The following is a 24084-nucleotide window of genomic DNA, read 5'->3' as shown; positions in this document are numbered from 1 at the left end:
CGAGCGAGGGGAGAGATCAGGTGCCCAGGATGAGTAGTTCGACCGCTTTCGGGGTCGACATCGGCGGCAGCGGGATCAAAGGCGCCATCGTCGACCTGGAGAAGGGCGACCTGGCCACGGAACGGGTGAAGTACCTGACGCCGAACCCGTCCACCCCGGAGCTCGTCGCCGCGGTCGTGGCCCGGCTGGTCAAGGAGGCCGGGTGGACCGGTGAGCTGGGTGCGACGTTCCCGGCCGTCATCAAGAACGGGGTGGCCAGGAGCGCCGCGAACGTCGACAAGAGCTGGATCGGGACCGACGTCGACAAGGTTCTCACCGACACCACCCACTGCGACGTGACCGTGCTCAACGATGCCGACGCGGCCGGTATCGCCGAGGCTCGGTTCGGCGCGGCCAAAGGCGTCGACGGCGTGGTCATCCTGCTCACCTTTGGCACCGGGATCGGGAGCGCGCTGCTACTCGACGGCCAACTCGTGCCCAACACCGAGCTCGGTCATCTCGAGCTGGACGGGCACGACGCGGAGAAGAAGGCATCCTCGGCGGCGAAGGACAACGAGGGCCTGTCGTACAAGGACTGGGCCAAGCGGGTGCAGCGATACCTTCGGCACGTGGAGAACCTGTTCACCCCCGACCTGTTCGTGGTCGGCGGCGGGGTCAGCAAGAACGCCCACAAGTGGGTGCCGCTGCTCGAGCTCTCCACCCCGGTGAAGCCGGCGCAGCTACTCAACAACGCCGGCATCGTCGGTGCAGCGATGGCCGCACACGAGAAGTTCACCGAGTAGACCGACCACAACCCGGGCCGGCGTTACGTGGACAGCAGGAGCGGCATGGTCAGGGCGTAGGCGGCGAGAAGGGCTAGCGCTTCGACTCGGGTCAAGGCCAGACCGCGGCGCAGGAGCACCCAGGCGAGGCCGGCGGTGAGGATCATCGTGACGCTCAGTGCCACAGCGGCCCTGGCCGGGGCGGCCGAGCCGGATGCGAATCCGACCACCGCGCCGCCGATCAGGCTGTTGAACAGGTTGCTGCCGAACAAGTTGCCGACGACCAGGTCCGACTCGCCACGGCGTTGGGCCTGGACAGTGGTGACCAGCTCCGGCAACGACGTCCCGAGGGCGACCAAGGTGAATCCGATGATGACCTGCGGAACCCCGAGATCCTCAGCGATCGCCGACGCGTTGCTGACCAGCAGTTGGGCGCCGGCCAGCACACCCGCCAGGCCCAGTGTGGCCCGGATCGGTTCGAACCAGGCCGGCAATCTCGACGGGGCAACGGGTACGTCGATTTGTGCTGCCGCGTGCGTGAACTCCACGGCGTCGTCGGCGATCTCTTCGTTGCTGCGGCCCTGCCGTGCCCAGCCGAGCAGGAGGAATATCGCTCCCACCCCTGTGACGGCGAGAGCGGCGCCGGTGATGGGGCGCAGGCCTGCCCAGGCAAGGAACGAGAACAGGACGACGGCGCCGACCGCGAGCGGTACCTCGCGCCGGATCACCTGTGACGTCACTGCAACCGATCCGGCCAGCGCCGCGATCCCCAGGACGAGCGTCAGGTTCAGGATGTTCGACCCTGCAATGTTGCCCACGGCAAGACCGGTGTCCCCACGCGCCGCGGCGACGCCGGAGACCAGAAACTCGGGGGCCGACGTGCCGAGGCCGATGACCACGACACCGACCACGACCGGGCTGATCCGGATTCGCTTCGCCAACCGCGACGAGCCAAGCACGAGATGATCAGCTGCGAAGGTCAGCACCACCAGGCCGGCCACGGCAAGCAGGATCTGAACCACCATCGGGAACCTCCAACGTCGGCGACAACGCCGACCAGGCTTCCCGGCACACCACGGTCACCGTACACCGCACTGTCGTCGCCCTGCACCCGATTAGCAGTGTGCCGAGCCGTCAGGTGGTTTCGATGTCGCGATGGCGGAAGGTCGTACTGCCGACGAGGGCGAGGCCGGCCGCCAATCCGGTGAGGACGAGCAGTGGTACGACGGGCAGGTCGGCGAGTGGGGCCGCTGTGGTGTGCGCGAACGGGGACAGGTCCTTGATCCAGTCCGGCAGGTCGAGCAGGGCGCCGAACATCCCGAAGAAGACGGCGTACCCGACGACGATCCAGGCAAGCGCCGAGACCGACGGGCGTACGCCGAACAGGGCTGCAGCCACGCCTGCCACGACCATGACGGCCGGGAGGAACGCGAGTGTGCCGAAGGCGAGCTCGGCGATCGTGCTGGGTCCGGCGGCGCCGCTCGCCGCTCCCAGCCCGACGCCGACACCGCTGATCATCAGCAGCGCGGCGGACGCGAGCGTCGTGAACCCGACCCACGCGAAGAACCAGTGCCGGCGGGCGACCGAGGTGGCCAGCGCCGCCTCGGTGTGGCCGGTGCGTTCCTCGGATCGCAGTCGCAGTACGGAGATCACGGCGAACGCGCCGACGAGCAGCGCGAAGAACAGAGCCATCGTGGAGTAGAAGGCGTCGACCGGATCCTGCCCGTTGGCGGTGAAGACCTCGCCCAGCTGTGGGTTGTCCGCGACGGCGTCGATGACGGAGTCGCTGAGAGAGCCCATCGGTACGGCGAAGACGAACAGCCCGATCGCCCAGCCGATGAGACCGGCGCGCTGCTGGCGAACGGCCAGTCCGAAGGGCGTCGACAGCGACGGCGCGGCCTCGGCCCGGCCCAACCTCGGCGGAAGCAGGCCGGCGCCGACGTCACGCCGTACCGACACCGCATAGCCGATCGCGACGGTCACGACGAGGACCGCGACCGAGAGCAGCAGCGGCCACCAGCGGAGGTCGACGAACGGGCGGGCTTGTTGTGTCCAGGCCAGTGGTGACAGCCAGGACAGCAGGTTTCCGCCAGGCCTGGAGACGTCGCCGATAGCGCGCAGCAGGAAGGCGGCGCCGACGGCGGCCATGGCGAGGCTCGAGGCGGCCCGCGAGTGCTCGGTCAGTTGGCTGGTGACGACGGCGATGCCGGCGAACGACAACCCGGTGAGTCCGATACCTGCTCCGACGGCGAACGAGTCGGTCGCGGGAAGATCGCCGCTGAGCATTGCCAAGGCGGTGAGCAGCGCGACTCCGGTGTTGGCGATCACGGCGACGATCAGCGCGGCCGTGGTGGCCGCGTACCGGCCGACGACGGTCGAGCGGATCAGTTCGGCGCGGCCGGTTTCCTCCTCGGCGCGGGTGTGCCGGGTGATGAGGAAGATGCTCATCATCGCGGCCGGGATGGCGAGGTAGAGCACCATCTCGTTGGTGATCATGGCGCCGAGTGTGTAGTTGTCGAGCCCGTAGCCGGGGCCGGACATCATCTTGGCCGCGGGGGAGTCCATCAGTCCGGCGCGGACCTGTCGTTCCGCGGGTGTGCTGTAGACGGTCGGCAGGGCGCTGACGGCGTACAGCATGCCGAGCCCGATGGCGCCGATCCAGATGGGCAGTTTCACCCTGTCTCTGCGGAGCGCGAAACGCACCAGTGTGCCCGTGGCGGTCAGGTCCTCGTTCATGACTGAGTTCATGAGTCGGCTCCGACCAGGTCGTCGCCGTACTGGCGCAGGAACAGCTGCTCCAGCGACGGCGGCGCGCTGTGCAGCGTGCGTACGCCGAACTGCCCGAGCTGCCGGATCACGGCGGGCATCTCGTCGGCGTCGACGTCGAAGGTGACGGCGAGGGTGGCTTGGCTGTCGTCGTACCGCAGATCGTGGACGCCGCCGAGCGCCGCCAGCGCGGCCGGTTGATGGTCGAGGGTGGCGGTGATCGTCGTACGGGTCAGATGCCGCAGCTCGGCCAGCGTCCCGGACTGGACGGCGCGGCCGTTGCGGATGATGGTGACGGTGTCGCAGAGCTTCTCGACCTCGGCGAGGATGTGGCTGGACAGCAGCACCGCACGCCCGGCCTTCTTCGCCTCGCCGATGCAGTCCTGGAAGACGGTCTCCATCAGCGGGTCGAGACCCGAGGTGGGTTCGTCGAGGACGAGCAGTTCGACGTCGGCGGCGAGTGCCGCGACGAGGGCGACCTTCTGCCGGTTTCCCTTGCTGTACGTGCGGCCCTTCTTCGTCGGGTCGAGTTCGAACCGCTCCAGCAGTTCGTTCTTGCGGGCCTTGTCCGGCCCACCGCGCAGGCGGGACAGCAGATCGATCGCTTCGCCGCCGGTCAGGTTCGGCCACAGGCTCACGTCACCGGGAACATAGGCGAGCCGGCGGTGCAGGGCGACGGCGTCGATCCACGGGTGCTTGCCGAGCACCGAGACGTCGCCGGAGTCGGCGCGCAGCAGACCGAGCAGGACCCGGATCGTGGTGGACTTGCCGGCCCCGTTCGGGCCCAGGAACCCGGCCACCTGACCGGTCGGGACGGACAGGTCGAGTCCGTCCAGGGCCTTCACCTGACCGAAGGACTTGTGCAATTGCGAGATCTCCAGGGCAGCAGGCATTGCTGAACCTCTCCAGAGTTTTCCGGGGTGCTCCCGGCGTGATGTCGTCAGAGGGCGCCGACGTCGCGGCGCCGTGTCCGCGCGTGCTACTGCTGGCCGGCGGCCGGCGGGTCAGGGACGTACATCAGGTAGTCGTCGAGCATCGTCCGGTCGACGAACAAGCCGTCAGTGAACAGCTCCAGCGCGGGCAACGTGACCTCGTCGGACATCCGGCGCAGCTCCGCCCGGAAGTCGTCGACCTCCACCGCCCTGCCGTGCAGGGACATCCACAACAGCATCGAGCCGGTGTGCTGGTACGTCAGCCACCGGGCCCGGGCGGCCGGGTCGCGGCTGGGCCGGATCATGCCGGACTGTACGCCGGCCTCCAGGTAGTCCTCGGCGTCTTTGGCCATCCGGTCGACGAAGACCTTCCCGAGCTCGCCACCGGCCTGGATGCTGCGCAGGGCGTACATGGCGTACGGCGCGTACTGCTCGACCTCGGCGAGTTGCGCGATCGCATTCACGCTCCGCGTCGTCGCCTTCATCTTCTCGGAGTGGATGAACTCCAGCACGTACCCGTCGCAGGCCGCGCGCAGACCGTCCTTCGACCCGAAATGGTGCACGACCAGGCCTGCGGTCACCCCGGCATCGGCCGCCACCGCCCGCAGCCCGGCCGAGAACCCGTCCCGACCGAACCGCCGGATCGCGGCATCACGGATCCGAACCGCCGTACCGACGGGCGGCTCGCTCTCCGAGGCTCGCGTTGAACGCACGTTCAAAGCCTAAACGAGTGTTCAATGACAGCGCAACCACTTGTGTCCGCGGCAATCACGCGGCGCACGGGCGACCAGGGCAGGCCGACCTTGCTATCGGTCGAGTTGGAGGTTCTTCCAGGACTGGAGGGTGAGGGCGACCGCGGCGGCGACAACCGGGGCGATGAGGCTGAGTTGGAGCGGCGTGACCGCCATGTCGCTGTGGATTGCCCACAGGGCCGGCGTGGCGAAGGGATACCACCCGCCGGCTCCGGTGAGCACGGAGACCTGGGACGTCACCAGGATGACGATGGCGGTCGCGATTCCGGCGAGGACCGATCTGCCGACGGTGGCCGCCCACGCGGCCGGTGTGGCGATGACGATGCTGAAGAGGGACAGAGCGAACTGGCGTCCCATCCATGGCACGACGTCGGCGGGAATCGGGCCGAGCCCGGCCGCCAGCCCGAGAAGGATCAGGGCGAGGAGCAGTGCGGCCGCGGTCACGGCTCCCCAGGTCAGGTAGACCACGAGCTTGGCTGCGGCCAGGGTCCGTCGAGACACCGGGATGGCGAACAGGCCGGCGATGGTGCCGTCAGCGAACTCGCGGCTGAACAGCCAGCTCAGTACGACGCCGTACCCGACCAGCCCGGCAGCTCCGGTCACCTGCACGGCGACGGCGAAGTACCCGGCCCATCCGCCCGGGTCGATGAGCGGCCCGAGCTTCGCGGCCAGCTGAGGGTCGTCGGTATGGACGGCGAACAGCATCGAGGAGCAGATGAGGGAGATCCCGAGCACGATCAGCACCGAGGTGACGCGTACGACGGTCGCGTGAGCGAGCTTGGTGAACTCTGTGACGAGCCCGGTGATCATGCGGTCACGTCGTCACTGTGAACGAGCTCGAAGAAGGAGCGCTCGATGTCGATGCCGTGTGGATCAAGTGTTCCGATGATCCGCCCAGCGTTCAGGACCGAGATTCGGTCGGCCACCCGGGCCACTTCGTCGAGGTGATGGCTGCTGACGAACACACCTGCTCCTGTATCCGAGCGGCGCAGCAGTGCCTCGCGGAGCAGAATCACGCCGGCCGGGTCGAGGGTGTTGGTCGGTTCGTCCAGCACGATGAATCTGGGGCTGTGTTGCAGCGCGGACGCGAGGCCGAGGCGCTGCTTGTTGCCGAGCGACAGTTTGCCGGCCCGGCGTCCGGCGTACTGGCCGAGATGCAACTCCTCGATGGCGGCGTCGACGATGCCTTCGATGGCGGCCGGGGCGACGCCGTGGAGTCTGGCGCCGAGGGCGAGGTTTTGCCGGCACGTCAGCTCGCCGTAGGCCAACGGGTAGTCGACGAGGTGTCCGACAGTCGTCCAGTCGGCTCCTTCGAGACTGCGGCCGGCGATCGCGACGGTGCCGCGGTCCGGCTTGAGCATTCCCAGCAGAAGCCGCATGAGTGTGGACTTCCCGGCACCGTTCAGGCCGACCAGCGCGTGGATCTCGCCCGGCGCGACCCGGATATCGACGCCCCGTACGCCGGTGCCGTCGTCGAACGTGCGCACCAGACCACGTGCATCGACCGCGTCAGCCATGGCGGCCTTCCAAGACGTCCAGCGCGCACACGATCGCCTGGCCGAGGTCATCGTCGTCGGTCATGCTCCACTCGAGCAGGGCGGTGTTGAGCGCACCCATGACGGCGTTCGCCGCGATCAGTGCCGCCGTCCGGGTGGTCGTGCCGTCGGTCAGAGCCTCCGCGATCATCGCCGCGGTCGCGGCAGTACCGGCAGCGATGCCCGCACGCAGTGCCGGAGTCCGGGCAACGATGCGGAGCCGTACCCGTACGTCTTCGACCGACGCTGGCGGAATCTCGCGCCACGCTGCCCGGACTCCGCGAGCCGCACGGCTGATCGGATCAAGACTCGCCGGCTGCGCACGGATCGATGCACCGATCACGGGATCGTACGGATCGTCCACGAGCAGGCTCGCCTTGCCGGGGAAGTGCCGGAAGAACGTCATCTCTGTGACCCCTGCGCGCGCGGCGATCTCGCCGACGCTGGTTCCGTCGTACCCGCGCTCGATGAACAGCTCCAGCGCCGCGGCCAGCAACCGTTCACGCGTCCGCTCCGCCCTGGCACCCACAGCCCAAATGTTAGTCACTAACATTCAATGCTGACAAGGCTCGTTCTCAAAGACCGTGCTATGCCCTTGGTACGTCCCGACGGTTGAAGGCGATGAACCCGACCAGAAGCAGCGCGATGGCGACCCCGGCCAGTGCGGTCAGACTGCCGGGATCAACCGTTCCCAGCGGGGGGTTGCCGACGTGCGTTGTGGGAGCAAGGTCGAGGACCGATCGCGCCAGCTTCAGCCCGGGGCCGAGGAACGCGATGAAGGTCACCACCGCGTACGCCGCCCAGGTGAGCCCGAAGCCGCGCGGCCACAAGCCGAACAGTGCCAGCGCGAGACCGGCGAACACCAGTTCGGCCGGCAGATAGTCCAGGCCGGCCGTCATGACCACGCCGGCGTCGTCGTTGCTTCCGACCGACCAGGCGGTCGACAGCGCGAGAACCGAGGACGAGGCGACGACGATCAGGACCAGTCCGGCCAGTACGACGCCGGCATGAGCGGCGAGCCAGCGGGTCCGGGACAGCGTGCCGGCGAGCCGTGCCTCCAGGCGGCCTTCGGCCTCTTCGGTGCGGAGGGTGCCGAGTGCCTGTACGACGTACCCGCCGGCGAGGACGGCGAGATACAGCTGGGTCACAGCAACGAAACCGTCCAGCGGTCGCCCGTCCTGGATCCCCATGGCCTCGGCCAATGCGGGATTGCCGGCCATCGCGTCCAGCAGTTGTTGGGCCAATGAGCCCATCATCGCGGTGAGCAGAACACCGCCGGCCAGCCAGCCGATCATCGCCGGACGATGGATCCAGATCGCGAAGCCGATCGGCTGCCGGTGGAGCGAGGTCGACCGTGCGGATCCTGCGGCCCTTCGCCACAGGACACTGCCGATATCGCGGCGGGCGGCCAGCCACACGGCAGCACCGCCCAGGGCGGCACCGACGACGATCGGTACGGCGAGCGCCCACCAGCGCTGATCTCCGAACGGTGCGGCCTTCTCTGCCCAGCCCAGCGGCGACAGCCAGGTCAGCCAGGACTTGGTCGTGTCACCGATTCCCCGCACCACGTACGCGACGGTCAACATGATCAGACTCCACGTGTAGACCCCACGCGCATGCAGCACGAGTTGCGCCATCAGCGCGGCGTACGCGGCGAACAGGAAGGCGATCCCGCCGAGCGATGCGCTGTAGAGGATCGCTCGGGACACCGGGACCCCCACGACGTCCAGTCCGGCTGCGAACATGGCCGACGTCGCGACGATCGCCGCGGTCGCCACCGCAAGGGCCGCGAGGACCGGTTGGTGCCGCGCGATCCGCCCGCCGAGGATCGTCTCGAGCCGGCCTGACTCCTCCTCGCGCCGGGTCGATCCGGCGACCAGGCCGATGCCCAGCAACGGCAGCAGGAACGAGGCCAGGAACCCGAACTCGTCCTGGATCACCCCGCCCAGGCTGTCGATTCCCTCGACGTGGCCGTTGATCGCGGCCAGCGCGCTGCCGGAGGTGACCGCCTCGGCGTAGCTGTGGATCTTGGCCGGGGTGTCGTACAGGCCGGCGATGCTCGCGGCCGTCCCGACCATGCTTGCGGCGAGGGCGACGACCCAGACGGCGATGCCACGGCGCCGAGTGCGCCAGACGATCCCCACCATGGTGCCCAGCCCGGCGTTCATTGCGGGGCCCCGGCCAGCGACTCACGGCTGTCGGGGGCGTCGGGCATCTCGCCGTAGTTTCGCAGGAACAGTGCATCGAGACTCGGTGGAGTGACGGTCAGGGTGTGGATCTGTGCGGCGTGCAGCCTGCCGATCGTCGCGTCGAGCTGATCCGCGTCGATCGTGAAGCGGGTGTCGACCTGCCCGTCCAGCCGTTCGGACACACACTCGGCCACCCCGTCGGCACGAGCCAGCCCTTCGGGTTCCCGTGCGGTGACCACGTGGACCGACGTACGGGTGTGCCGACGCAGGTCGGCAAGACTGCCGGTGGTCACCGTGCGACCGTGGCGAACGATGCTCACCCGGTCGGCCAGCGCCTCGACCTCGCCGAGGATGTGGCTGGAGAGCAGCACCGTCACGCCGTCGGTTCTCCGTTCCCGCACGCACTGCTGGAACGCCTGCTCCATCAACGGGTCGAGGCCGGAGGTGGGTTCGTCGAGTACCAGCAGGTCCACGTCCGCGGCCAAGGCAGCCACGAGGGCCACCTTCTGGCGGTTGCCTTTGGAATAGTCGCGGATCCGCTTGCCAGGGTCGAGCTCGAAGCGTTCGATCAGTTGTTCCCGGCGCTTCTCGTCGACGCGGCCGTGCGTCGCGCCCATGACGTCGAGACACTGGCCCCCGGTCAGGCCGGGCCACAACGCGACGTCTCCGGCGACATAGGCCAGTCGCCCGTGCAGCCTGGCCGCCTCCCGCCAGGGATCGGCGCCGAACAGTTCGGCGGTACCGCCGCCGGCCCGGATCAGTCCGAGCAGGATGCGGATCGTGGTCGACTTGCCCGCACCGTTGGGACCAAGGAAGCCATGGACCTCGCCGGCACGAACACTCAGGCTCAGCCCGTCGAGGGCGCGGACCTTTCCGAACGTCTTGGTGAGTTCGCGGATGTGGACGACCTCACTCACGATTGCTCCTCCTCGGGTGCGGACACGAACGCGCCCTGCTGGTAGACGGCGGTGACCTCCTTGGCCCAGCGGGCCATGCCTTCCGGCGTGAGCGGATCGACCCCGATCGCGGCAGCAACCTGGTTCCGCAGGAGGAGCAGCGCCAGGTCGTTGACCAGCAGGAAGGCAGCGCGGACCGCTGGGTCCTCACTGGGGCGGGTGGCGCCGATCTCGGTCAGGGAGTCGAGCAGTTGGTGGGTCTGGTTGAACCACCGGCCGAACAACGCGGCGCCCGCCGGGTCATTGGTGAGAAGCAGGCGGCGCAGGTATGCGGGCAACGGTGATCCCGGCGGGAACGCACGCGCGAACATCTCGGCGACGGACATCCAGTTGTCCCCGGCCACAGCATCGGCGACATCGTGCTCGTCCATCGCGAACAGGGAGTCGAAGGCGCGCCCGGCGTACGCATCCACCGCCGCGCGCAGCCCGTCCTTGCTGCCGAAGTGATGGACGACCAGCGCGGGCGACACGCCTGCCGCCGCGGCGATCTGCCGCATCGTGACGGCATCGTGCCCAAGCTCGGCGAACAACCGGAGCGCGGCGTTCCGGATCACGGCCTTCGCGGTCAGGTCGCCGTCTTCGTCGACTGAACTCATGTTCAGTATGCTAAACACACGAACAGCGAGGGTCAAGACAGTTGGCAGGGATCCGCAAGCAGGGGGCGTCCGCGGTAATGACGCCCGTTCTGGTCTTGCCCAGCGTGGCCGTCACCAGCCGCGCAGGCGGCCACTACTCCAGGCAGACGCGGAAACACTGGAACGGATCCTGCTGGCGCTGACAGCGTTCGGGATCCTCGACCGCACAGCAGAGGGCCGGTACGGACTCAGGACGAAGATGCGCCCCTACCTCGACCCCTCCGACGACCGCTACATCGGCGGTTTCGTCGACCACCTGGTCAACGAGACATCCGACCAGATCACACGTCTCACCGCCTATCTCGACCACGGCAAAGCTGAAGTCGACAAAGGCCTCCCGTCGCCCTTCGAGACGTTCTACCGCACCTACGCCCTGGCCGAGCGGCTCGACTTCGTAGCTAGTGACTTCTTCACCGACGAACTGCCCAGCGGCGAGGTGGTTGCCTTCGGCTAGTGCTCTCGGACTGGACCGATGCCGGCTGCGCTCAGCTGCTGACCAACGCCTACCGTGCCTGCCAGGCACCTGGCCGGTCTGGCGATCGCGACACGCCCATTCACGCCCTGCTCAACCGCACCGCCGTCGAACAGGCCGCGACGACGCCGGCAGGCGAGACCACCTCGACGGTGAGCCGGTATGCGCTCGAGATGGCCCTCGACCTCAACACCTGGCTCCAGTCCCTCGACGTCCGACTCGACCTCTGGATGTGATGTCCACGGACGCTGGTTTGTCGGTCAGGTTCTCCTCGGGTACGCCGTACTGGCTCAGCTCGGCGTGCGGTCATCGGGGGAGGTTGCGGGTGTCGATGAGTGTTTGGGCGACGTCGCGGAGTTTGGTGTTGGTGTCCTGGGAATAGCGCTTCAGGGTTGCGAAGGCCCGGTCGCCGTCGAGGTCGAACCGTTCCATCAGGATGCCCATGGCCTGGCCGACCAGTTTGCGGGCATCGACGGCCGCCGCCATGTTCTCCTCGTGCCGTGCGGTCGCGACGGCGACCGAGGCATGCCGGGCGAGGATGTGCGCGATCGCCTCGTCGTCGCTGCTGAAACCGTCAGGGATCCGGCTGTACAGACCGAGTACGCCGACGGTGCGTGACTCGTCGCCAAGCATCAGCGGGATGTCCAGCACACTGCGCACGCCGAGACGGGTGACCATTGCGGCCCACGCGGGCCACCGCGTGTCGGTTGTCGTGTCGCGGACCAGCACGGTGGCCCGATGTCGCATCGATGCCGTCAGGGGACCGTCGCGGGTGTCGAGTTGAAGCCGATAGATCTCGGCGACGATCGGATCGGTGACAGCTGGGATCTCCGGCCTGCCACGGGTGGACAGCGCGACGCCGGCGTAGCTGCAATCCAGCGCCTGGAGCGCGAACTGCACCACGGCGCCGACGGTCTCCTCCACTCCCTCGGCCTCGTGCATCTCGACGGCCAGTCGCGCGAAGATCTTCGCCTGCGTTGTCTCGACCGGGCCGATCGGCGGAACAGACTCATCCGGTACGCCGTTGGCAGGAGCCGTTGGCTGATCGGCGTAATCGTTGAGCGCCATCGGTTTCCTCGCATCCCGTTGCTGGGTCATCTACTGGGTCGTCGTACGCCGACCTCCCGGATCGGTGCAGTTGCGCACCGCACCGATCCGGGTCTGGCTCAGGCGTTGATTTGCTTGTGCGAATCGGCGTCGGTGATCGCGATCCTGCGTGGCTTGGCCTTCTCGGCGATCGGGATCCGCAAGGTGAGGACGCCGGCGTCGTAGCCGGCGTCGATCCGGTCGGTGTCGAGGGTCTCCCCGAGGAAGAGTTGCCGCGAGAACACACCGAGGGGGCGTTCGGCAACCTGCATCTCGACGTCGTCGGCCAGCTGGGGCGGTCGGCGCTCGGCCTTCACGGTGAGCACGTTGCGCTCGATGTCGAGCTCGATCGCGTCCGGAGCGACACCGGGAAGATCGAACGCCACGACGTACTCATCGCCCGCGCGGTACGCGTCCAGAGGCATCGGATTCGGCCTCGACCAGGTGCCCGGGGTGCTCGCGCTGCCCAGGACCTGCTGGGTCAGACGGTCCAGTTCCCGGAACGGGTCAGTGCGCATCAACATCGTCGTACACCTCCTGATTCACAGACATCGGTGGCGTCAACACGCAGAACCGTTGTAGCATGTCATCGAATCGATGACAAGACGGATCGTCATCCAGCGGATGACGGATGGTGGACTTCATGGAGAACAGTCAGCTGCGCGGCCTTCTCGACGGCCTCGAGCTTCTCGAGGCGCCGGAGGAATTGGAGCAGGCGGAAGCCCCAGAGTTGCTGGCTGCCCTCGGTGCGCTGAGTCGGCTGCGCACCAGCCTTGATCACTGGGAGCCCGCGCTGATCGAGTCGGCTCGGTTCCGCGGCCTGACGTGGGCGCAGATCGCGCCGGCGCTCGGCCTGGCCAGTCGGCAGGCCGCCGAGCGGCGGTACCTGCGGCTCAAACCGCAAGCCGCCGACCGCCCCGGAACGACGCGGGAGCATCGCGTCGACGCAACCCGCAACCTGCGTTCGGCTGATCGCGCCGTGGCCGATTGGGCCCGCGGCAACGCCGCGTCGCTGCGCCAGGTGGCCGGCCTGATCACGGCTCTTCCCAGAGATTCGGCGAACCGTTCCGCCGTCAACGACGCCATCGATCGGGTGCGAGCGGTCCTCGGCAGCGACGATGCCGCAGAACTCGTGCAACCCCTGGCCGACGCGGCCCGATGCCTCCGGGCGACTCACCCGGACCTGGCCGACCAGATCAGCACCTTGACCAGAGCCACCGACAAGATCCGCGACGCCGACCTCGCCCGCCGAACCACACCAGGAGGTATCGAGACGTGAGTACTCCCGCCCTGTCGGACAAAACGCCCCGCCGGCCCGCACCTGGCAGCGACCTGGCACGCGGAGTACCTGCGGAGTTCGTCGAGACCTACTACGTCGACGGCGCCTGGCACTCGCGCCGCCATGACAGCCGAGTTCCCTTCGCCAGTGGCGATGACGAGCTGGATCAGATCGCACTCGGCTCTCAGGTTGCGCGCTGGAACCGGCTGCCACACATCATCCGAACAGCGTCCGGCGACATCGCCGAAGTCCTGTACGTCTCATAGGCGGCGGAGGTACTTCGCCGCCTCATCGGACTCTGAGGCCTACCCGGCGCGAGGCCGGTGCCGGCCCCCGTCGGGCCTCGTTAGCTGCCGATCGGTGTTTCGGGTTGTTCGACGTCGGCTGTGACGCCGAAGTGATCTGTTCCGAAGGTCCCGTCGACCGGCAACGCCGAGATCACTCACCGGCAGGACCCGCGCCGGCCACTCTGCCCGGGGATGGGTCGATGCGCAGAGGTGATCGGCAGGGGATCCGAAAGAACGGCCCTGCCCGCGGCCACGAACCTTCGACGACGAATCCGCACCCGAAGGGAGGTGGCGTCGGGATCGGTCATCGAGTTCCCGATGCCTACGAGGAGTTGGCTGATTGCAGAGACGTTGCGCGCTATGGAAGCCTCGCCCTGGATGGCTGTCTGCCACGCGAGGATGTGCTCGCTGTAGCGCAGCACCTTCAGGACTGCGGTGCCTGCGCAGCACACGTCGGCCAGATGGCCGCGACCACTGCCGTGCTCGGCGCCCGCCCCAGGACACGAGAGATCGGATCGGCAGATGCCTCAGCGGACGGCCGGGCCGGCGCACGCGCGACCCAGGCGCCGACGGTCGACCAGAGCCAGCGGATTCTCGCGGCGCTGGCGCGTGCGGCGGACCCAGAGCACGCAGACGACCTGGTGCAAGAGACCTGGGATCACTTTCTCAGCGCGAAGCCGGTGGCGGTGCCCGGACGCGACGAGCTCGTCGAGTACTTGTTGCGACGCATCGATGACCGTCAGAAGCAGGCGGATGTCACCGCCGGTGAGTGGGCGGACAGCCTGCTGAGGCATCACTCGCACAACGCGGCCGATCTCGCGGAGTCGGACCTGCCCCCTGATCCGGGTGGATTTGGTTCCCTCCGGGAGTTGGCCGATCTCGATGCACTCGATCCGGATGCCGACCAGGCGGAACTCCTGTTCCCGGACCTCTACAGCGACGGACCCGACAAGGGCGAGTGGACGAGCCCGCCGAGTGCGTGGCCGTCGGTCACCAGGCTCCTGGGACCGGACGCGGAGGTGGAAACCTCGGAGCTGTACTCCGTCGTCGACGCCGCCCTCGATGAGCTGCCGCAGGATCTGGGCGACGCACTGTATCTGGTCGACATCGAAGGCCACTCGTTCCAGACGGCCGGTGGGTTGCTCGACCGAGAACCCGCCCGGCTCCAACGGGACCTCGCTCGAGCGCGCCGCGATGTACGTGCGCGGGTGGACGCCTACCTCGCCGGCCGGTGACGAGGAGGCGCATCGAGCATCGAACGGACTCGCCCGGCACGGACAAGACACAGGAGAACGCTATGGACCTCGAACGGGCCAAAGAACTGATCGTGGCGGAGCGCGAGCGGGTCACCAACTTGCTGAGGACCGCTGCGGGCGAACGCCTGGATGACAACGCCGCCGAACAAGATGCCGGCGATGGCGACGCCGATGGCGCGCAGCCGTTGGAGCACGAGGAGGTCGACAGTGCGGTCGAGAAGAGTCTGCGGGAACGACTCGACGCCCTGTCGCGAGCTGAGCAGCGGCTGGCGGATGGCACGTACCAGCTGTCGGTCGAGAGCGGTCTTCCCATCCCGGACGAACGCCTCGAGATCGACCCAGCCGCCGAGTTGACGGTCGACGAAGCAGAGCGCCGCGAGCACCATGACTACTGAGAACGTGACCGGGGCGTCGAGGGCGGCCCAGGTGACAAAGCGAACCCAGTCGGCATCGAACGACTCGGTACACGTGCTCATCAACTCGATCTCGTCCCAGTTCGAAGCGGTCGGGTGCGGTGAAACGATAGGAATCCTTGCCTACGCTCGGGCCGGGCGGCACTTCGACCTTCGACACACGTTCGTGCTGCCCGAACGGCGCGGCAGGGGTGTCGCGGGTGGGCTGGTGGCCGCGGCGCTCGATGCCATTCGCAGCGCGGGCGGGACCGTGACATCGTCCTGCAGCTTCGTCAGTGCCTTCCTTCGCGACCACCCGGCGTACGACGATCTCAGGACCTCCGCGCCCCTCCGGCCACGGCCGCCGAGACGACATGGCCGTCCGCCGATCGCCGGCGAGTCTGCCATCGCGGTCGAGCAGATCGTCAGCAATCGGCTGCGGCTGCGTCCGTGGATGCTGAGCGACACCGGCAGCGCGCTGTCTGTCTACGGTGACGAGGCCGTGGATTGCCTGATGCGACCCGCCACCGGAAAGGTCGAGGACCAGCGGTCCATGACGCGCCTCCTCGACAGCTGGATCGCTCAGGCAGACCAGCTTCGGCACCCGCAGGGCCGCTGGGCGGTGGAGTTGGTCGATTCAGGCGCTCTGGTCGGAGGAGTCGCCCTGCTCGAGCTGACGTGGTCGGGGACCCGCCGCCTGCTCATATCGGGCGCACTGGCGCCGCAAGCGGTTGGGCAAGGCCTGGCTGCCGAGGCCGGACAGGCTGTGATCCAGTACGCGTTCCAGTTGACCGGGGCAACCGCGATCCATGGTCTCGTGCTCCCCGGCAACAGGCGAGGGGCCGCGACCTTCGAGCGGATCGGGATGACCCGTGCGCCCGGCGTGCAGCACTATCGCGGTCTCGCAATGCACCTGTACGGGATCGAGCGAGGTCGCCAGTCCGGCTCGTAATCTCCGTCAGCCGCCGCTCCGGTCCGTGCGCCGCCATGTTTGGTCAGATGGAACGAGCAGTTGGAGGGCTGAATGGCGTACTCGATCGACTGGAATCCGGTGCCGCGTACGAGCTCGCCACCGGGACAAGTCTCGCCCCGGCCGACTTCGAAGGCGGAAAGACCGGTGCGGTGAAGGTCCTCGGCAAGCTGGGATTCACGGTCGAGAAGAGGAGCGGCACCTGAGCGACTCGTGGGCCGCCGTCGTACCGCGCCTGCTACGACCTGCGATGGATTGTCGAGAACGGTGAGGTCACATCTGGACCCAAGCTGGCCGCTGTGCCACCACTACTTGATTCCATCTGGCGCCACGACTGGCGCCACGACGCCGGCATTCGCCCGCCCTCCTGTTCCGACCTTGCGACAATTCGCGGCTGACCGTGGCGGGCGTCCGCTCGCGGTGGCTACCAGCCCGGGCTGGCTGGAAGCGTTGGGGGAGGGGGTGTTGCGGGGCGGTTGGGTCGCTTGTCGTCGGTGTAGCCGGTGGGGTAGCCGAGTTGAGGATGGTTGCGTTTGAACCATGCAATGCATTCGCTGGGTGGTGTCACGCTGACGTCCCAGGCGACAGCGATCCATCCGCCGAAAACGTTGGTGGTGGGCCCTTTGAGCCACGTGTCGTAGGGCAGTCGTCCCACTGGGGCAGGCGTCGGCTGGTCGTCGGTCAGGCTCTGGGCGAAGGCCGCGCTCGGAGTGGCGCCGCTGGTGTTGGACTTGCGCATGACGAGATCGCGTACTGCGAGAGCGGTGCCGGCGTCGACGAAGGAGCCGTCGGCGTCAAAGCCGAACTCGTCCCAGCGGTCCGAACACAGGCTGGCGCGGAGCTCGCCGTCTCGCACCGTGAGGGTTCGGATGAGGTAGCGATCGGTGCCCCCACCTTTTGCGGGTCCGTTCGCCGCCGCCGTCATACCGCTGAGGAGTTCGGGCGAGGTCGCGTCGGCGAAGCCTGGGTAGGAGACGAGGGAGTCCTGATACAGGGTCTGCGACTCGACCCAGCCCCGGACTGTTTTGGCCTGGTCGGATTGCACCGAGATCCCGGTCGCGGTCTGCCAGATCCAGGACCGCGGGTAGCCGACCGGTGTTTCTTCAGCTGCCTTGTCGGACGCGAACAGCGAGCATCCACTCAGGGCCGCGCCGACAGCAACAGCCAGGGCAACGGCGCGGCCCGCCGCCCGCAGTTCGGTCAGGTTCATGGTCAGCTGATCCCGAGTTTGTTCTTGAGCCCATCACGACTGTCGGCACGATACTTGTCCTGGTCCAGCGCAGTAATTTCTGTGTAGGCCTTCAGATAGTCGTCCTCGAGGCTCTTCCCACCAGGTAGCGTGCCGGTCGCTGTCTTGTAGGTGTCGGCGAGATCGTTGTACTGACTCGGCCGGAACTCTGCGGGCGACTTGAGCCGGGGTGGGACATCGGACGACCGGATGGCTTCTGGAAGGTCGTTGACATCGAGTTGTCCTGACTCGACCAGGGCCTGGGTGATGTTGTAGCGGATCAGCAGCAGTGGCGCTCCGGTGGCGCGGGTGTTGAGACCCTCGGTTTTGATCTGCTGTGGCTCGACAGGCTCGGTGTCGGATCCGATGAAGCGGCCGAGGATGCGGTCGGCGATGTCGACAGGATCCACCCCTGGGATGCTGGGGAGTTCCTTCTTCACCTCGCCGAGCAGTTGGTCAGTGCCCTTGCCGAGAAACTGGCTGACGATGCCGAGCGCCTTGCCACGAATGGCGTTGGCTTCCGCGGCCGCCAGTTCTTTGTCGTCGGTGCGTTCGAGCGCCACGTTGTTCAGGGCGGAGTCGAGCATGATGTCGAGTTGCGCGGCACGGTGGGCGTGATCGAGGACGTGGCCGGGGTGGGCCAACTCGTCGTGGATACCGTCGACGTTGTACCTGTAGATCGAGGCGGCCAGAGCTTCCGCCGCGGTCGGGTCGGTCGCGACCAAGGTGAAGAATCGGGCCGTGACCTTCTGACCGTCCGTCATTCCTTTGGCGTCGGTGGTGAACAGGTCGGCCGCGGGGTCGGAGAACTCTTTGAGGAAGGCCGCGGTGTCGTGAGCGAGGCTGCGGGCTATCTCTGGATTGACCACGCCCACCGCCTCGCGCCCGGACCACTCTGTGTCCAGAGCCTGGTTCAGGACGGCCGGATCGGCCAGGGTCGTGACCAGGCCCTGCATCGCCTCGGTGGCCAGAGTCCGTCGCTGGGGATCCGTCGATTGCTTCGCGTCCGCGATCCAGTCGAAGACCGAGGATGCGGCTTTCCCGTCGTCGCTCCATGCGTAGGTGACCAGCGGGGTGAGAAATTCCTTCGCGCCCTTGTACCCGGCGAAGACATCGGCGTCGCCGTCGGCGGGAACCCCCATACCCTGGTTGGTCAGTAGATCGTGCATCGCCTTCTCGTTGCGGCCGGCGAGTGTGAGGAACGTCTTGCCGATCTCGTCGTTGACCGGCGGATGGATCGACCGCAGCGCCTCGGCCGACTCGGAGACGGTGATGGCCAGGCGCTTGCTGAGCACGGTACCGGCTTGATCCTGACCATTGCTGTTGGCAAGGAACGCCGCGAGTTCCTGTGCCTTCTGGCCACCCATTGCCGAGGTCGACATCGGATAGTGCCATGGGTCGGACGCCGCCTCACGAACGAACTCGGGCAGCCGGTTCCAGCCGCCGCCGCGGCGTTCGTCCGACAGCGTCAGGAGGCCGCCGACCACGGACGCGGCCAGGGCAGCGCGGGTCTTCGCATCGATCGCCGTCGGGACGATCTCGCCCGGCATGTACGTCGTTCTGGTGGGGGCGATCCAGTTCTTGTCGTCCTTCAGGTAGTCCGGGACCTTGTAGACGTCCTTGCCGAGACCGGTGTAGAAGCTCTGCAGGAACAGCAGGTCGTCGGGGCTGAGCCGCCCCTTGGTGTTGCGGATCCGCTCGATCGCCCTGATCGCGGCGACCACGCTGTCGCGGCCGGGTGGCTTGCCGTTGAGCGCGGCGCGGACGTTCTTCACCGCCAGGTCGACGGCCTGCTTCGTCGCGGTGGTCGGGTCTTCAGGCATCGACAGCATCGTGGTGCCAGCAGAGACCTGCATGCCTTGGGACTCGAGCAGTACGGCGGCCGCGTGACGGCGGCGCAGCATCGGGAGTTGGTCGTGCAGCCACAGGCCGACGTTGGTGAGGTTCGTGATCGGGTGGGTGGAGACTCCGACCTTGTCGAACTCGGCTTTCAATCCCTTGAGTTCGGTGCCGATCGCCGCCTCCATGGTGGCCAGATCGTTGATGACGCCGCCCAGAACAACGGGGTCGATCATGCAGAAGCCGTCCGCGAGGCTGGAGTGGCGGCCGCCTTCGTCCTTACGCGCCATGGTGCCCGCCGAGCTTGGCCCGCCACCGGGTGGCCTCGTCCTCGGTGCAGGTGGCCGGCGTACGGCGCAGCAGATCCTGCAGGTCGTCGTCCAGGGAACCCACGCCCGTGATGTACGTGGTGGAGCGTGGGGTGAACTCGCCGGCCCACAGGGTCGCCGCAGTACTGACCCAGGCGGTGCCGTCGGAGATCGCGGTCGCCGGCTTCTGCTGCTTGTTCTGCAGCCTGGTCTGGATGGTGCCGACCCGCTTCAAAAGCGTGGTGAGGTAGGCGTGCAGCGGATGCGGCACACTGCCGCCACCAGCCGTGTCTGATGCCTCGGCCATGTCAGCGCGCCGGGGCCCTGTCGTAGGTGACCGTGCACGCCGCGGACTCAGTCTCCGCGGCGGCCGAGTACCGCACGCCCGCACCGTCGCAGGCGGCCGATCCCAGGATCAGTCCCGCTGCAGGCGCCGAACCGACCGACGTTCGACCGACCGACATGTTCGTCTTCCCCCGTGTCGACTGCCAGCACCTGACTATAGATGGCTAAGGGTTACCATTCGCTGACAATCTGTGTGTGATCTGGCCAACGCCAAGCCGCATAGTGACACATTGTGACTATCGGACACCACTCGATTGCATCAAGTTGCAATCTCGCCGCCGGCCGTCACCCGGCGGATACTTGCGAAATGATGGAGTCGTTGCCTGAGCTCGATCGGGCGCAACTGCACGCGATCGAGGTGCTGCGCGGGGGTGGGGCTGTCGTCGTGACCAATCCCAGTCCGATGACGTACGGCGTGGTGGCTCGCGATGCCCGTGCGGTGAACCTCCTGAAAGGTCGCCCCGTCGACCAGCCGGTCGGAATCTCGGTCCACTCGGAAGCCGCGCACGATCAGCTGTTCCGCTACCTCGACCTCGGGACCGACACTCTCGCCGCGATCGACTTCGCGCTCGCCGAGCGAATCGCCGTACTGGCGCCAATCCGGTCGGACCCGACGATGCCCGAATGGCTGGCGCCGGCCATCAAGGACGGCTGGGTGGTGTTCTTCGACGGATACTGGGGTCCACTGGCGCTGCTCTGGCTGACCTTTCCCTTCCTGTACGGAAGTAGCGCCAACCGAACCAGCGAAGCTCCGGCCGCCTCTGCCAGCGAAGCCCGTGCGCGGTTTCCGACCGACACTGTGATCATCGACGCCGACCACCTCCGTACGCCGGCCGCCGCATACGGAGCCAGCACGATGGTCCGCGTCGAGCCGGACGGTCGGCTGAGCCTGCATCGCTCGGGTATCCAGGACCAGGCGGCGGGTGGACCCGACGTACTCCTGGACCGACTGCACGAGTTCAGATCCGCGATCGCGGTTCTGGACGGATCAACCAGTACGCCGATCGGCGAGGCGTACCTGTCCACCGCAGTCACTGAGGATGGCGAACCCAGGCGGCTGGTGCCGAACACGCGTATCCGGCTCGGGTTCGCGCGAGCGCCCAACAAGAATGCTGACGGGCCACGGGTGTGGGACGTCGTACGGGCGCATGTCGGCTGCAACAGCATGGGCACAGCCGTCGCGGCCGGCGAACTGCTGACCGACGGGCGCCTGTGGATCGACGGACTCGGCGGCACCCAGGTCGGCTGCCAACCGCCGCTTCGGGACCAGGAGGAGTGGTTGAAGACGTTCCTGACGAGCAAACCCTCCTGGCGGCTGAACGGTGACGAGCTCACCCTCGCCTCAGGCGGTACGACGATCACGCTGCTGGACCGGACGATCGCCGAACCCGACTTCCCGCTGGACGGGATCAGGTGGGAGGTCGTCACCACCATCACCAACGCCGATCTGCGCCAACACCACCATCACGCCGAGCAAGCATGGATCAGGTTCGACGGCGGGCGCCTGACCGGCTGGAGCGGATGCAACGAACTCTCCGGCACCGTCACCCGCAACAACACAGAACTGACCTTCGCCAACCTCACCACCACCAACCGCGCCTGCCCACCCGAAACCGCCCCGCTGCAAGCCGCAATCCTGGCAACCCTCGGCCCCGCAGTCACCTACACCATCGACCACAACCAGCTGACCCTCCTAACCCCATCCGGCATCGGCCTCGACCTAAAAGCGGCGTAGAGCGGAGGGACGTGGAGCCTGTCCAGCAGCGCTCTACTTCGCTTGCGCCTTGTGGTTGAGCGGCTCGCCGCGGTCGTCGGTCTCAGCGACCCAGGGTGGAGACCTTCCCCCAGCTCCGATCGCCAGAGGGGTCTCGGCATGTCAGGCCTCCAACCGGTCTGGCTGCAGGGCCCTCGGGCGCCGCCAGCCGAGGTGCCTGGTCGGGTCGTCCGAGCCCAGTATCAGTGCTGGCGATCGAATTGATCGGAAAGAGTCGTTTTTCTCGATCGGAATGCGGATCTAACGTGAGGAACACGCGACGTACGACAACCGAGGAAGCGCGACCGTCACACCGGCTCTCGCCGCTCCACCCAGCGTCACGGTTAACGCGGATCGCGAGTCGAGATGAAAGGAAATACGCGAATGACAACGATGAGCGACTATGAATGGCGATCTTTCGTTACGGCGGGAACACGGCTTGCCCACCTGGCCCTGACCCGCGTCGACGGGCGACCCCATGTCACCCCGGTTTGCTTCATCCTCGACGGCGACGAACTCGCCTTCGCCCTGTCCGCTGGCAGTGTGAAAGGCGAAAGCCTGGCCCGTGATCAGCGCGTCGCAATCTGCGTCAGCGATGAGCAGCAACCCTACAGTTTCGTCACCATTGAAGGAGAAGCGCGCATTTCCGCCGAACCAGACGAGATCAAACACATCGGCGTGGGTATCGCTCACCGCTACTACCCCTCGCAACCCGCAGAGGAGATCGCTGAATCATTCGTGCAGACAGGTTTCACCGCAGTTCGGATCAGCATCGCGAAGGTCATCGCCCGGTCCGGCCTCGGCTGAGACGCCGCCTGAGAAGAGCTCGGCCTGCGCGACGTCGTCCGTACTCCAGCCGTACGCCCGGATCTTGCCCGCCTCGACCAGTTCTTCGAGCACGTCACGGATCACCAGGCTCTCCGCGTCGGAGTCGGTGCCGCAGTGCAGTTGGTAGAGGTCGATGTAGTCGGTGTCCAGCCTCCGCAGGGACGCCTCGCAGGCGCGGCGTATGTAGTCGGGTGATGTGTCGGTGCCGGCGAGCGTGCGCCGGGTTTCGTCGTAGATGTGGCCGAATTTCGTCGCGATGACGACCTGCTCCCGCCGGCCGGCGAAGGCGCGCCCGAGGACACGCTCACTGCGCCCGGTGCCGTAGGCGTCGGCGGTGTCGAAGAATGTCACACCCAGCTCGAGGGCGCGATGAATCGCACGGATCGACTCGTCGTCGTCGACCTCGCCCCAGGACACCGGCTTCCCGTCCCTCGTGATCGTTCCGCTGATGGACCAGGCTCCCAGACCGAACTTGCCGATGAGTGGGAGGACCACCGTTGCGCCGTACTTGACCTTGACGCGGTCGCGGCGAACTCCGACATCTGATCAGTCCGCCGCCTGCGCCTCGACGTCACCGGGGTGCCGCGGGAGCATGGAGCCGACCCGGAAGAGGGAGATCCAGATGACCGAGGCCACGACCCGAACGATCGACGTACCAGGCGCCGTACTGATCTACGACATCCGTGCCGGCAGCGTTGCAGACAAGCTCCCGCTGGTGATGGTTGCTTCGCCGATGGCCGCCGCCGGGTTCACGACATTAGCCGGCCACTTCACCGACCGCATCGTGGTCACCTATGACCCGCGGCAGAGCGAGCGCAGCAAACTCACCACCGATGCGGATCCCACCCCGGAGACCCACGCCGACGACATCCACCAGGTGATTCAGGCCGCCGTGGGCCCCGGCCCTGTCGATGTGCTGGCGAGTAGCGGTGGCGCGGTGAACATGCTCGCGTTCGTCGCGGCGCATCCGGGCGTGGTTCACACGCTCGTCGCCCACGAGCCGCCGCTCGTGTCGGTGTTGCCTGACCGCACGGCAGCGCTGGCAGCCGTCCGCGATGTCCGGGACACCTACGAGCGTGATGGCCTGGGCCCGGGGATGGCCAAGTTCCTGGCTCTGATCATGCACAGCGGCGAGGTCCCCGCCGATTGGTCCGATCGCCCGGCTCCCGATCCGGCCCAGTTCGGGTTGCCGACCGAGGATGACGGCTCACGGGACGATCCGATGCTCGGTCACGGCCACATCGTCAATGTCACCGGATACGAGCCCAACTATGCCGCGATCAAAGCTGCTCCGACAAAGGTAGTGATGGCCTACGGCATCGAGTCGGAGGGTCTGATCACGCAACGCGCCGCGCTGGCCGTTGCTGATGCCCTTGGAGTTGAGCCGACGGCGTTCCCGAGCGACCACGGCGGCTTCCTGGGCGGGGAGTACGGCCAGACCGGCGACCCGGATTCGTTCGCCGTCCGGCTGCGCGAGGTCCTCGACGGCTGAGTCGCGGCCCCTCCACCTGGAAC

Annotated in this window: 28 protein-coding genes; 12 read left to right on the top strand and 16 right to left on the bottom strand. The window is 67.3% G+C overall.

All coding sequences use genetic code 11. The features are described from left to right. Positions 1-29 precede the first annotated feature (29 nt). Positions 30-782: a polyphosphate--glucose phosphotransferase gene (gene ppgK / locus E0H75_RS40895; RefSeq protein WP_131519101.1), complete on the top strand. Its 753-nt coding sequence runs from the start codon at positions 30-32 to the stop codon at positions 780-782. 23 nt (positions 783-805) lie between these two features. On the opposite strand, the gene E0H75_RS40890 is transcribed toward ppgK, so the two are convergent. From E0H75_RS40890 to E0H75_RS40845, 10 genes are all read right to left on the bottom strand, one after another. After that, entirely contained in the window at positions 806-1786 is a 981-nt protein-coding gene (locus E0H75_RS40890; protein ID WP_131519100.1) for a calcium/sodium antiporter, read from the bottom strand. Between the two features lie 109 nt (positions 1787-1895). Beyond that, on the bottom strand, positions 1896-3509 hold the full coding sequence (locus E0H75_RS40885; protein WP_238163565.1) for an ABC transporter permease: 1614 nt from the start codon (positions 3507-3509) through the stop codon (positions 1896-1898). Continuing rightward, a complete protein-coding gene (locus tag E0H75_RS40880) occupies positions 3506-4420 on the bottom strand; it encodes an ABC transporter ATP-binding protein (protein WP_131519099.1) in 915 nt (304 codons plus the stop codon). The genes E0H75_RS40885 and E0H75_RS40880 overlap by 4 nt, the downstream gene beginning before the upstream one ends. Before the next feature lie 86 nt (positions 4421-4506). After that, positions 4507-5172: a TetR/AcrR family transcriptional regulator gene (locus E0H75_RS40875; RefSeq protein WP_131519098.1), complete on the bottom strand. Its 666-nt coding sequence runs from the start codon at positions 5170-5172 to the stop codon at positions 4507-4509. 93 nt (positions 5173-5265) lie between these two features. Next, on the bottom strand, positions 5266-6021 hold the full coding sequence (locus E0H75_RS40870) for an ABC transporter permease (RefSeq protein WP_131519097.1): 756 nt from the start codon (positions 6019-6021) through the stop codon (positions 5266-5268). Further along, positions 6018-6728 (bottom strand): ABC transporter ATP-binding protein, encoded by a 711-nt coding sequence (locus tag E0H75_RS40865; protein WP_131519096.1) that lies wholly within the window; start codon positions 6726-6728, stop codon positions 6018-6020. The genes E0H75_RS40870 and E0H75_RS40865 overlap by 4 nt, the downstream gene beginning before the upstream one ends. Beyond that, positions 6721-7275, bottom strand: coding sequence for a TetR/AcrR family transcriptional regulator (locus E0H75_RS40860; protein ID WP_238163564.1), 555 nt, complete (start codon positions 7273-7275; stop codon positions 6721-6723). Before E0H75_RS40860 ends, E0H75_RS40865 begins: the two co-directional genes overlap by 8 nt. Before the next feature lie 58 nt (positions 7276-7333). Further along, a complete protein-coding gene (locus E0H75_RS40855; RefSeq protein ID WP_131519095.1) occupies positions 7334-8914 on the bottom strand; it encodes an ABC transporter permease in 1581 nt (526 codons plus the stop codon). Continuing rightward, on the bottom strand, positions 8911-9852 hold the full coding sequence (locus tag E0H75_RS40850) for an ABC transporter ATP-binding protein (RefSeq protein WP_131519094.1): 942 nt from the start codon (positions 9850-9852) through the stop codon (positions 8911-8913). Before E0H75_RS40850 ends, E0H75_RS40855 begins: the two co-directional genes overlap by 4 nt. After that, positions 9849-10487, bottom strand: a complete 639-nt coding sequence (locus E0H75_RS40845; RefSeq protein ID WP_131519093.1) for a TetR/AcrR family transcriptional regulator — start codon at positions 10485-10487, stop codon at positions 9849-9851. The genes E0H75_RS40850 and E0H75_RS40845 overlap by 4 nt, the downstream gene beginning before the upstream one ends. 238 nt (positions 10488-10725) lie before the next feature. On the opposite strand from E0H75_RS40845, the gene E0H75_RS40840 reads away from it, so the two are divergent. Further along, positions 10726-10980: a hypothetical protein gene (locus tag E0H75_RS40840; RefSeq protein WP_131519092.1), complete on the top strand. Its 255-nt coding sequence runs from the start codon at positions 10726-10728 to the stop codon at positions 10978-10980. Then, the gene (locus E0H75_RS40835) at positions 10980-11234 is read left to right on the top strand and encodes a class I SAM-dependent methyltransferase (RefSeq protein WP_131519091.1); all 255 of its coding nucleotides are present in this window, start codon (positions 10980-10982) and stop codon (positions 11232-11234) included. Before E0H75_RS40840 ends, E0H75_RS40835 begins: the two co-directional genes overlap by 1 nt. A gap of 70 nt (positions 11235-11304) precedes the next feature. Here E0H75_RS40835 and E0H75_RS40830 read toward each other — a convergent pair whose 3' ends face one another. Beyond that, positions 11305-11940: a GAF and ANTAR domain-containing protein gene (locus E0H75_RS40830; protein WP_238163569.1), complete on the bottom strand. Its 636-nt coding sequence runs from the start codon at positions 11938-11940 to the stop codon at positions 11305-11307. A gap of 224 nt (positions 11941-12164) precedes the next feature. Further along, positions 12165-12608, bottom strand: coding sequence for an Hsp20/alpha crystallin family protein (locus E0H75_RS40825; RefSeq protein WP_131519089.1), 444 nt, complete (start codon positions 12606-12608; stop codon positions 12165-12167). 119 nt (positions 12609-12727) lie between these two features. Between E0H75_RS40825 and E0H75_RS40820 the strand changes: the two genes are divergently transcribed. The 6 genes from E0H75_RS40820 (at position 12728) to E0H75_RS43400 (ending at position 16474) form a co-directional block, all read left to right on the top strand. Next, positions 12728-13363, top strand: a complete 636-nt coding sequence (locus E0H75_RS40820; RefSeq protein ID WP_131519088.1) for a type III effector protein — start codon at positions 12728-12730, stop codon at positions 13361-13363. After that, complete coding sequence (locus E0H75_RS40815) at positions 13360-13629, top strand: hypothetical protein (protein WP_131519087.1); 270 nt, start codon at positions 13360-13362, stop codon at positions 13627-13629. Before E0H75_RS40820 ends, E0H75_RS40815 begins: the two co-directional genes overlap by 4 nt. Positions 13630-14111: 482 nt before the next feature. Beyond that, the gene (locus E0H75_RS40810; protein ID WP_131519086.1) at positions 14112-14885 is read left to right on the top strand and encodes a sigma-70 family RNA polymerase sigma factor; all 774 of its coding nucleotides are present in this window, start codon (positions 14112-14114) and stop codon (positions 14883-14885) included. A 62-nt stretch (positions 14886-14947) separates the two neighbouring features. Continuing rightward, positions 14948-15301, top strand: coding sequence for a TraR/DksA family transcriptional regulator (locus E0H75_RS40805; RefSeq protein ID WP_131519085.1), 354 nt, complete (start codon positions 14948-14950; stop codon positions 15299-15301). Positions 15302-15332: 31 nt separating this feature from the next. After that, positions 15333-16250 carry a GNAT family N-acetyltransferase gene (locus tag E0H75_RS40800; RefSeq protein ID WP_165554421.1) on the top strand — a complete coding sequence of 306 codons (918 nt, stop codon included), beginning with the start codon at positions 15333-15335 and terminating at the stop codon, positions 16248-16250. Positions 16251-16297: 47 nt separating this feature from the next. Beyond that, on the top strand, positions 16298-16474 hold the full coding sequence (locus E0H75_RS43400) for a ScoMcrA-related endonuclease (RefSeq protein ID WP_165554419.1): 177 nt from the start codon (positions 16298-16300) through the stop codon (positions 16472-16474). Between the two features lie 218 nt (positions 16475-16692). Here the strand turns inward: E0H75_RS43400 and E0H75_RS40795 are convergent, their stop codons facing one another. The 3 genes from E0H75_RS40795 to E0H75_RS40785 are packed head-to-tail and all read right to left on the bottom strand — an operon-like array spanning position 16693 to position 19950. Further along, positions 16693-17478 carry a hypothetical protein gene (locus tag E0H75_RS40795; RefSeq protein ID WP_131519083.1) on the bottom strand — a complete coding sequence of 262 codons (786 nt, stop codon included), beginning with the start codon at positions 17476-17478 and terminating at the stop codon, positions 16693-16695. A gap of 2 nt (positions 17479-17480) precedes the next feature. After that, positions 17481-19625, bottom strand: coding sequence for a TPR repeat domain-containing protein (locus E0H75_RS40790; RefSeq protein WP_131519082.1), 2145 nt, complete (start codon positions 19623-19625; stop codon positions 17481-17483). Then, positions 19615-19950 (bottom strand): hypothetical protein, encoded by a 336-nt coding sequence (locus E0H75_RS40785; protein WP_131519081.1) that lies wholly within the window; start codon positions 19948-19950, stop codon positions 19615-19617. Before E0H75_RS40785 ends, E0H75_RS40790 begins: the two co-directional genes overlap by 11 nt. 345 nt (positions 19951-20295) lie before the next feature. Here E0H75_RS40785 and E0H75_RS40780 point away from each other — a divergent pair, with 345 nt between their 5' ends. Beyond that, positions 20296-21723 carry an META domain-containing protein gene (locus E0H75_RS40780; RefSeq protein WP_131519080.1) on the top strand — a complete coding sequence of 476 codons (1428 nt, stop codon included), beginning with the start codon at positions 20296-20298 and terminating at the stop codon, positions 21721-21723. 411 nt (positions 21724-22134) lie between these two features. Beyond that, positions 22135-22548 carry a PPOX class F420-dependent oxidoreductase gene (locus E0H75_RS40775; RefSeq protein ID WP_131519079.1) on the top strand — a complete coding sequence of 138 codons (414 nt, stop codon included), beginning with the start codon at positions 22135-22137 and terminating at the stop codon, positions 22546-22548. Here the strand turns inward: E0H75_RS40775 and E0H75_RS40770 are convergent. Next, entirely contained in the window at positions 22474-23064 is a 591-nt protein-coding gene (locus E0H75_RS40770) for an aldo/keto reductase (RefSeq protein ID WP_202873429.1), read from the bottom strand. The two genes, E0H75_RS40775 and E0H75_RS40770, sit on opposite strands and share 75 nt — an antisense overlap. 127 nt (positions 23065-23191) lie before the next feature. Here E0H75_RS40770 and E0H75_RS40765 point away from each other — a divergent pair, with 127 nt between their 5' ends. Continuing rightward, positions 23192-24061: an alpha/beta fold hydrolase gene (locus tag E0H75_RS40765; protein WP_131519078.1), complete on the top strand. Its 870-nt coding sequence runs from the start codon at positions 23192-23194 to the stop codon at positions 24059-24061. Positions 24062-24084: the final 23 nt, after the last annotated feature.

The sequence above is a fragment of the Kribbella capetownensis genome (assembly GCF_004331485.1).
In the GTDB taxonomy this organism is placed as follows: domain Bacteria; phylum Actinomycetota; class Actinomycetes; order Propionibacteriales; family Kribbellaceae; genus Kribbella; species Kribbella capetownensis.
This window is presented reverse-complemented; position numbering and strand designations above follow the sequence as displayed.